The sequence below is a fragment of the Thioalkalivibrio denitrificans genome (assembly GCF_002000365.1).
Taxonomy (GTDB): Bacteria; Pseudomonadota; Gammaproteobacteria; order Ectothiorhodospirales; family Ectothiorhodospiraceae; genus Thioalkalivibrio_A; species Thioalkalivibrio_A denitrificans.
Genome location: NZ_MVBK01000114.1, coordinates 1 through 7,203 on the forward strand (window position 1 = coordinate 1; position 7,203 = coordinate 7,203).

General features: G+C 62.5%; 8 protein-coding genes. 1 reads left to right on the forward strand and 7 read right to left on the reverse strand.

What is annotated here, in order from left to right:
• The 4 genes from B1C78_RS15610 to B1C78_RS15630 all read right to left on the reverse strand — a co-directional run.
• Positions 1 to 388: hypothetical protein (locus B1C78_RS15610; RefSeq protein ID WP_139349982.1), on the reverse strand; the 388-nt coding region annotated here is incomplete at its 3' end.
• Between the two features lie 905 nt (positions 389 to 1,293).
• The gene (locus tag B1C78_RS15620) at positions 1,294 to 1,506 is read right to left on the reverse strand and encodes a type II toxin-antitoxin system HicB family antitoxin (protein WP_077280098.1); all 213 of its coding nucleotides are present in this window, start codon (positions 1,504 to 1,506) and stop codon (positions 1,294 to 1,296) included.
• Positions 1,496 to 1,777: a type II toxin-antitoxin system HicA family toxin gene (locus B1C78_RS15625; protein ID WP_245795462.1), complete on the reverse strand. Its 282-nt coding sequence runs from the start codon at positions 1,775 to 1,777 to the stop codon at positions 1,496 to 1,498. The genes B1C78_RS15620 and B1C78_RS15625 overlap by 11 nt, the downstream gene beginning before the upstream one ends.
• A 1-nt stretch (position 1,778) precedes the next feature.
• Complete coding sequence (locus B1C78_RS15630; protein WP_077280099.1) at positions 1,779 to 2,948, reverse strand: pyridoxal phosphate-dependent aminotransferase; 1,170 nt, start codon at positions 2,946 to 2,948, stop codon at positions 1,779 to 1,781.
• A gap of 222 nt (positions 2,949 to 3,170) precedes the next feature.
• On the opposite strand from B1C78_RS15630, the gene B1C78_RS15635 reads away from it, so the two are divergent.
• Entirely contained in the window at positions 3,171 to 3,977 is an 807-nt protein-coding gene (locus tag B1C78_RS15635; RefSeq protein ID WP_077280104.1) for a peptidoglycan DD-metalloendopeptidase family protein, read from the forward strand.
• Between the two features lie 33 nt (positions 3,978 to 4,010).
• Here the strand turns inward: B1C78_RS15635 and B1C78_RS15640 are convergent, their stop codons facing one another.
• From B1C78_RS15640 to mntA, 3 genes are all read right to left on the reverse strand, one after another.
• Complete coding sequence (locus B1C78_RS15640) at positions 4,011 to 5,558, reverse strand: phosphohexomutase domain-containing protein (protein ID WP_245795461.1); 1,548 nt, start codon at positions 5,556 to 5,558, stop codon at positions 4,011 to 4,013.
• A gap of 114 nt (positions 5,559 to 5,672) precedes the next feature.
• Positions 5,673 to 6,680 carry an NAD-dependent epimerase gene (locus tag B1C78_RS15645; protein ID WP_077280101.1) on the reverse strand — a complete coding sequence of 336 codons (1,008 nt, stop codon included), beginning with the start codon at positions 6,678 to 6,680 and terminating at the stop codon, positions 5,673 to 5,675.
• Complete coding sequence (gene mntA / locus B1C78_RS15650) at positions 6,677 to 7,108, reverse strand: type VII toxin-antitoxin system MntA family adenylyltransferase antitoxin (RefSeq protein WP_077280102.1); 432 nt, start codon at positions 7,106 to 7,108, stop codon at positions 6,677 to 6,679. The genes B1C78_RS15645 and mntA overlap by 4 nt, the downstream gene beginning before the upstream one ends.
• Positions 7,109 to 7,203: the final 95 nt, after the last annotated feature.

Here is a 7,203-nt window from a genome sequence, read left to right on the forward strand (position 1 = left end):
TGATCCCGGGCACGGACAGGCCGGGGAAGGCGCGGGTCTGCGCGGACTCGGCGAGCACGCTCAGGGGTGAGACCAGCGAGAGGCGCTGGCGCACCCCGTCGCTGCCGCCCTCCAGGGCCTCGAGCGTCCGGATCACGCCGTGCACGCATGGGCCGCCCGGCAGCGCCTCCAGATCGAGGCGCGTGCGCCGGCCCACCACGTCGGGGGAGAGCGGCTCGCGGCTCTCGAACTCGATCTCGAAGCGGTACTCGGCGCTCAGGCCGTAGTCCTGAGCCGTGAAGCCGAGCACCGAGAGGGCGTCGCCTTCGTGGCCCTGGACCCACAGGCCGTACTGGGTTTGTGCGGCAGTGGCGCGAAGACTCGAAACGGAGCGAAGGATGGGAGGCATGGTCAAGTTCCTTTTGACGATGGAGGCATTCGATGCCGGCACCCTCAGGGCCGGGAATACCGCATGATCGCGCGCAGTTAGAAATGATGTCAATGGCGGTGGATCAGAACACTCTCATTTTCTAAACGAAACGGTAACAGATCAACTTCCGCAGCAGAACGATCTGTCACCATTTTTCATGCCCAAGTTAGAGTCTTAAGAACATCGTAGCACAATGCCAGCAGCACACTGCTTAATACGATGCTCATTGACCTTCGAACCGCTGCGCTCCTAGCACCTTGTATTTCGACGACCGGAAACGTCCATCTGAAGCCTACGACAATTGCGCGGAATATGAAGAACACGAACAGTACGATGTACACGTAAATTGCCCCGCGTAGCACAGTGTCGGGCGCGCTAAAGAACTCCGCGGCCACTTGATCCATGCGGTACACAATCCACAATCCCGCAGGCATACCAACCAGCCAGTTCAGCAAGTTAAACGTCAAGGGGCTATGAAGCCAACCCCTCCGACGAGCGCGCCCTCGAAAGAAAGTGAGAATCGACTCATATACTCCGGTTACCCACGTAACATCTGCACCGGTCACTTCGACGCCACTGCCATTTGGCGTGGGTTCGTCCCAAGGGTTGTAGGCCCCGAATATCGGTGGCTCGGTGAAGTCCAGGTTGAGCCGGAAGCGATTCAGCGGAATGATATTTTCTCGTTGCAGCGCCGCCGAACTATCAAACGAGACAGACGAGATACGATCAGGTAACTGATCGTCGTTCAGGGATGATGACGATTGAGCAACGCATTGTTCGCCGTTAGAACCGACGACTATAGCGGTTAGCCGTCCGATCTCCCGAACCCGGTTCGTAATAGCCTTCCAATCCTCGGAACTCGTCGTCTCCGGTTGACGGACTCGTTATGCATACATCAGCCGGCCGCGGGGTTCCGGAATCGGCCGATTTAGGTCCTTCGCCGTTTCGATCCACTCCTCAATTACCTTTTGCGCATTTGTAACAGCCTGCTCGTAGGTTTCTCCATCCGCCATGCATCCAGGCAGTTCTGGGACTTCAACCACGAAGCTGTGGTCCTCTTCGCTCCAGTAGATGACAAGTTCATACTTAATCGACATCGCTCTCTCCCAACTGATATCTCACAAGAATACCCCTGACCTGCCTGACCTGGTAGGGTTTGGCCTTCTTGCCTTTGGGCTGCAGATTGATGATCTCTGCAACACCATTCCGAGTGAAGATGTGATGGTCGCCTCTTACACGCTCCACAAACTCCAGGCGATCAAGCAGCTTGCACAGCTCAGCAAACTCGATGTTCGAATCGGCGCTGCCGGCAAGGATCTTTTCCCTGAGCTTAGAGTACTTTCCCACTTCCTGATTCCCCCTTCCCACTTCAACCAAGGCTGCGCCGCAGCCGTGCCACCCCCTCCTCCAACTCCGCAATCTCCCGCGTATACGCAAACCGCACATGCGCTTGCGGCCTGTGGTGCCCGAAATCCAGGCCGGGCGTGATGGCTACTCCCACCTCCTCCAGCAGCCGCTCCGCCAATCGCTGGCTGTCCGAATCGAACGCGGTGCTGTCCGCGTAGATATAGAACGCCCCTTCCGGCGTCACCGGGATGCCGAAACCCAGGTCGCGCAGGGCGGGGAGCAGGAAGTCGCGGCGTTCGCGGAAGGCCTCGCGGCGGGCGTCGAGGATCTGCAGGGTTTCGGGTTGGAAGGCGGCAAGTGCGGCATGCTGGGCCGGGGTGGGCGCGGCAAGGAAGAGGTTCTGGGCCAGCTTGTCGATGGAGCGCACGTAGTCCTCGGGGGCGACGATCCAGCCCAGGCGCCAGCCGGTCATGCCGAAGTACTTGGAGAAACTGTTGATGACGAAAACGTCCGGCGAATGGGCAAGCGCGGTGATGGCCTCTTCGTCGTAGACGAGGCCATGATAGATCTCGTCCACGATCAGCCGCCCTCCCCGCCCGGCGGTGAAGGCGAGCATGCGTTTCATGGTATCCGCCGACACGAGCGTGCCGGTGGGGTTGGCGGGCGAAGCCACCATGGCCGCCACGCTGCGCTCGCCCCAGTGCGACTCCAGGTGCTCCGCCGTCAGCTGGTAGGCGCTCTCCGGCCCGACCGGAACGGACACGGCCTCACCCTCGAAGGTCCGGACGAAATGGCGGTTGCAGGGATAGCCGGGGTCGGCCATGAGGACCTGGTCGCCGGGATCCAGCAATACGGCCATCACCAGCAGGAGTGCACCGGAAGCGCCCGGCGTGATGATGATGCGCTCCGGCGAGACGTCCACGCCGTGGCGATCCCGGTAGAAGCCGGCGATGGTCTCGCGCAGTGCCGGCAGGCCCACGGCAGGCGTGTAATGGGTATGCCCATCGGCCAGGGCCTTGCGCCCGGCCTCCATGATCGGCTCAGGCGTCGGAAAGTCGGGCTCCCCGATCTCCAGGTGCACGATACTGCGCCCCGCCGCCTCCAGCCGGCGCGCCCGCGCCAGCAGGTCCATGACGTGAAACGGCTCGATGTCCGCCATGCGGCGGGCGATATGTGCGGCTCTCTTGTCCATCCCCAAATGCTAACCCGGAACGGAGGGCTTTCACCACGAAGGGCAGGAAGATCCAAAACAAAAAATGGTCTCTCGCGAAGCCGCGAAGCACGCCAAGAAACCCCAAGAAGAGCTTTGAAATCTTTCCTTTGCGTGCTTTGCGGCTTCGCGAGAGAACAGTTCCTTTTCTTCGTGGCCTTCGTGCGCTTCGTGGTTCAAAAAGCCCGTGATAGCATGGCGGCCATGCGCGCAACACTCCTGTTTCTGCTTGCACTCTGGCCCTCCCTCCTGCTTGCCCTGCCGACCGAACTGCCGGCGCCCGGGGGTGTGGCGATCCTGGGCCTGGGCCAGGCGGATGAACGGCCTCAGGCCACTTTCAATGACGAGCAGGTGGCAGTGCTGCCCGGCGAGAACGGCTGGAAAGCGCTGGTGGGGCTGCCGCTGTCGCTGGAGCCGGGAGATCACCGCATCGAGGTGGCCTGGGCCGACGGGCGCCGCTCATGGCACCGCTTCACGGTGCAGGATCGGGAATACGGCGAGAGCCGCATCACCATTGCCGAGGAACGGCTGGTAAGCCCCGGACCCGAGGACATGAAGCGCATCGAGGCGGAACGGGCGCGCATCCGCGAAGCACTGCGCACCTGGACAAACGCCGCGCCGGATTTCAATTTTGTCCTGCCCACGGAAGGGCGCTTCACCACCGGCTTCGGTCTGCGCCGCTACATCAACGACCAGCCGCGCAACCCCCATAACGGCCTGGACATCGCCGCCCCCACCGGCACGCCCATCCATGCCCCCTCGCCGGGGCGCGTGATCCTCACGGGGGATTTCTTCTTTGCCGGCAAGTCCGTGTTCCTGGATCACGGGCACGGCGTGATCAGCTTCTACGCCCACATGAACGACATTCACGTGCAGGACGGTCAGTCCGTGGAACGCGGCGAGCAGATCGGGGAGATCGGTGCCACCGGCCGGGTGACGGGGCCGCACCTGCACTGGACGATCTACCTCAATCGGACGGCGGTGGATCCGACGCTGTTCTTTGAGCGTTAGCCAGCAGGGGCAGGAAAGGCGAAGGGCAAGGGGCTATTCACGCCCCACGGACGAAATCAGACGGCTGATCTCCGTCGTTTTCTCTTCCATCAGAGCCGCATCGTGACGCGTCTCCACGTTGAGCCGGATGACCGGCTCGGTGTTGGAGCCCCTGAGATTGAAGCGCCAGGTGTCGAACGCCATGCTCAGACCGTCGGTGCGGTCGACAGCGGGGTCGTGGGGCAGGTAGTGCGCTTCGATGCGGGCGATGGTGTCGGGCACGCTGTCGACCCGGAAGTTGATCTCGCCGCTGCAGGGATAGGCGGTCATGCGTTCGTTGACGAGGGCGGCGAGAGGGGTGATGGGGGCTGAAACCACCCCCTCCCCTGCCCCTCCCCCTGAGGGGGAGGGGTGAACAGGCTGACCTCCTGAGGGGGAGGGGTGAACTTGCTGTTCTACTGAGGGTGAGGGGTGAACAGACTGTTCTGCTGAGAGAGAGCGCTGAACACGCTCTTCTCCTGATGAGGAGGAGTGAACCGAAGCGGCCTTGCACATGAGCTCGGCGATCAGCAGCCAGGGGATCATGCCGGAGTCGCAGTAGGCGAAGTCGCGGAAGTAGTGGTGGGCGCTCATTTCGCCGCCATACACGGCGTCCTCGAGGCGCATGCGCTCCTTGATGAAGGCATGCCCCGTCTTGCTCATCACGGGAATGCCGCCGGCGGCGGTCACCTGCTCGATGGTGTTCCAGGTCAGGCGAGGATCGTGGATAATCTTCGCACCCGGATACTTGGCGAGCATGACTTCCGCCAGCAGGCCCACCAGGTAGTAGCCCTCGATGAAGCGGCCATCGGCGTCGAACAGGAAACAGCGGTCGTAATCGCCATCCCAGGCAATGCCCAGGTCGGCACCCTGTTCACGCACGGCACTGGCCGTCACTTCCCGGTTCTCGGGCAACAGCGGGTTGGGGATGCCATTGGGAAAACGGCCGTCGGGCTCATGATGGATCCGGGTGATGCGAAACGGCAGGTGTTCGGCGATGGCATCAAAGACCGGGCCCGCGGCGCCGTTGCCGGCGTTGACCACCAGGTGCAATGGCTTGAGCGACGCCACGTCCACAAGCGAGAGCACACGCCGCACGTAGCCTGACATGACATCCAGGGGCGCGTCGTTGCCCCGGGCAGTGGCCGCCGGCCAGTGCCCTTCCCGCACCAGACGTTCGATCTCCCCGAGACCGCTGTCGCCGCTGACCGGGATCGCCTCCTCACGCACCAGCTTCATCCCGTTGTAGTCGATGGGATTGTGGCTGGCGGTGACCATGATGCCGCCACCCATGCCGGGCAGCGAGGCGGCGTGGTACACGATCTCCGTGCCACACAGGCCGAGGCTGCGGGTATCGATGCCCCCTTCGTTCAAACCCCGTATGACCGCTTCCGCCAGTTCGGGGCTGGTGAGGCGCATGTCCTGGCCCACTGCCACCGGTCCGCGTGGCTGGATGACCTCTGCATAAGCGCGCCCGATCCGCCAGGCCAGATCGGCATTCAGTTCGTCGGGGATGCGGCCACGGATGTCATAGGCCTTGAAGCACGGCAGGGCGTCAGACATGAACCGCATCCCTCGTAGGAGCCCGGCCCTCCGGGCGAATAGCTGCCTGATGCTGCATCCAGGGATTCGCCCGGAGGGCCGGGCTCCTACGGGGGGGGTGTGCAGGCATTGGCATCAGCAGTTGTAGAACTCCCGATACCACTTGACGAAATTGGCCACGCCCTCCTCCACCGAGGTATCCGGCTTGTAGCCCACATCATCCACGAGGTCCTTCACGTCTGCATAGGTGTCCGGCACGTCTCCCGGCTGCAGCGGAAGCAGGTTCTTCTCGGCCTTCCTGCCCAGGCAGTCCTCCAGCACCTCGATGTAGTGCATCAGTTCCACCGGCTTGTTGTTGCCGATGTTGTAGAGACGATAAGGCGCGTAGCTGGTGGCGGAATCGGGGCTGTCGCCGCTCCACGCGGGATTGGGCTCGGGGATACGGTCGAGGGAGCGGATGACGCCTTCGACGATGTCGTCGATGTAGGTGAAGTCGCGGCGGTGTTTGCCGTAGTTGAAGACGTCGATGGGCTTGCCTGCCAGGATGTTCTTCGTGAACAGGAACAGCGCCATGTCGGGTCGGCCCCACGGTCCGTACACGGTGAAGAACCGTAGACCCGTGGTGGGCAGCTTGTAGAGTGAGCTGTAGGTGTGGGCCATGAGTTCGTTGGCCTTCTTGCTGGCCGCGTACAGGCTCATGGGATGGTCCACGTTGTCGTGCACCGTGAAAGGCATGTTCGTGTTGGCGCCGTAGACCGAGCTGGACGACGCATAGACCAGATGCTCCACGCCGTGATGCCGGCAGCCCTCAAGGATATTGATGAAGCCCACCAGATTCGTGTCCACGTAGGCGTGCGGGTTCTCAAGGGAATAACGCACGCCGGCCTGGGCGGCCAGGTTCACGACACGATCGGGCTTGTGCGTGGCGAACGCCTCTTCCATGGCCGGGCGATCGGCGATGTCGATGCGCACGTCGGTGAAGCCGTCACGCTCGGCGATCTGCGCCAGGCGCGCCTTCTTTAGATTGACGTCGTAGTAGTCGTTGAGATTGTCGACACCGATCACCTGGTCGCCCCGATCCAGAAGACGGGCGGCAAGTGCGTGGCCGATGAAACCGGCGGTGCCGGTGACGAGGACCTTCATTTTGGATTCCTTGTTGTTGACGCAATCTGTGGCAGGTTCGCTTGTCTTCGCCGCTGTTCGAGAATTCTGTTTCGAATGGGAAGGAAATCGGCCACATCGCACATGTGCCGGCTCATGAGCCGCGCCAGGAGGGCCTTGTCACGGACCACGAGGCGATGCCCCTTGGTGAGTATCTCTCCCCGCAGCGGTTCCCCTGCGGTCAGGAGGTCCACCACGTCGACGGGCCGCCCCGTGATACCGGCCAATGCATCCATGAGTGCCAGCTTGTCGGCCGCGCCCAGGGGCCCGGCACGGGCCACGGCGATATCCACGTCACTGTCGACGCGCAGCGGTTCCTTGCCCGCGGCCGAACCGAACAGGATGGCGAGACGGACCCCGGGGTCCGCCGTCAGGAACTTCGCAAGCTGCTGAGAGACGGTTGCAGACATAAGCGAAGTATACCGGATGTGCACTGGCATCCGATCATGCCCGGCGTTGCCAGCAGTGGATGATCGGACAGACTCCTAGCCCCAATGTTGCATGA

What these genes read in the sequence shown, in the direction of transcription:
- B1C78_RS15620 (WP_077280098.1), bottom strand. Translation starts at nt 1,506, where the DNA reads ATGTCGATTAAGTATGAACTTGTCATCTACTGGAGCGAAGAGGACCAC.
- B1C78_RS15630 (WP_077280099.1), bottom strand. Translation starts at nt 2,948, where the DNA reads ATGGACAAGAGAGCCGCACATATCGCCCGCCGCATGGCGGACATCGAG.
- B1C78_RS15635 (WP_077280104.1), top strand. Translation starts at nt 3,171, where the DNA reads ATGCGCGCAACACTCCTGTTTCTGCTTGCACTCTGGCCCTCCCTCCTG.
- B1C78_RS15640 (WP_245795461.1), bottom strand. Translation starts at nt 5,558, where the DNA reads ATGTCTGACGCCCTGCCGTGCTTCAAGGCCTATGACATCCGTGGCCGC.
- B1C78_RS15645 (WP_077280101.1), bottom strand. Translation starts at nt 6,680, where the DNA reads ATGAAGGTCCTCGTCACCGGCACCGCCGGTTTCATCGGCCACGCACTT.
- mntA (WP_077280102.1), bottom strand. Translation starts at nt 7,108, where the DNA reads ATGTCTGCAACCGTCTCTCAGCAGCTTGCGAAGTTCCTGACGGCGGAC.